Origin of the sequence: Flavobacterium buctense (genome assembly GCF_014486695.1) — a bacterium.
Lineage (GTDB): Bacteria > Bacteroidota > Bacteroidia > Flavobacteriales > Flavobacteriaceae > Flavobacterium > Flavobacterium buctense.
Window position 1 is genome coordinate 1 of record NZ_JACTAB010000029.1, and the last position, 859, is coordinate 859.

General features: G+C 32.9%; 1 protein-coding gene. It reads right to left on the minus strand.

The features are described 5' to 3' along the window. Window positions 1–126: 126 nt before the first annotated feature. Window positions 127–816 (minus strand): hypothetical protein, encoded by a 690-nt coding sequence (locus tag ICG50_RS13010; RefSeq protein ID WP_187661330.1) that lies wholly within the window; start codon window positions 814–816, stop codon window positions 127–129. Window positions 817–859: the final 43 nt, after the last annotated feature.

Here is an 859-nt window from a genome sequence, read left to right on the forward strand (position 1 = left end):
GCTAACGTGCCGCGGCTTCGCGACTGTTGCGATGCCAGCGAACTGCGTACTTTCTGCTAAGATAAAATATTTTCGTGAAGAAAGAAGAACAATTCAAGAAAAACCAGCAATAGCGCGAAACCGCTGTTAGTGGCTGTTTTTATTAAAATAAACTAGAATTTCAGGAACTAACGCATGTTTAATAACCTCTCGCTTTTCCAGGACTATTGACTTTTCGACAGACTGCAATTTTTCCTTTTTTAAAATGTCGATTAATAAATCCATTCTCTTTACTATAAACTCATAGTTTGGATTTTTTATCCCGACAGTGTTATTCATCATTAGATTTCCTTCTCTCCAACGAAAATTGTATGGCTTGAAACTCCAAGTAGTGGTAATATTTCGTTTTGAAATCTCTTCTAAAAGCTTATGGTTTGTTTCTCCATTGACAAATTTTGGCGGATCAAAATATACATTTAATACAATAGCTCTATTGTTTTTATTATTCGATACAGTTAGCCAATCATAATAAATATCAAACAGGTAATTTTTGTAAATTCCATTTATTCCAACATAATCATTTTCTCTTTCAATTGAAAACCCGTTTTGGATGAGTTTTCGAAATGCCTCACTATCGACAATATTACAATGCCTTTTATAACCAGTATTATCTGCAAGGAATGACCAAAGCGCTACAATTAGTGTTAATACAACATAAATCGCAATGCATGTAAAAATTTGTTTAAATGAAAAGTAAAAAATTAATGCAATAGGAAGTGTTATCAGTGAACACGTCTTTAGTTCGTTTAGAAATTTGATGTAATTACTTTGTGTCATAGGTTCTTGAATTCTCCGGGCGTCTCAAAAAATAGCCACTAAC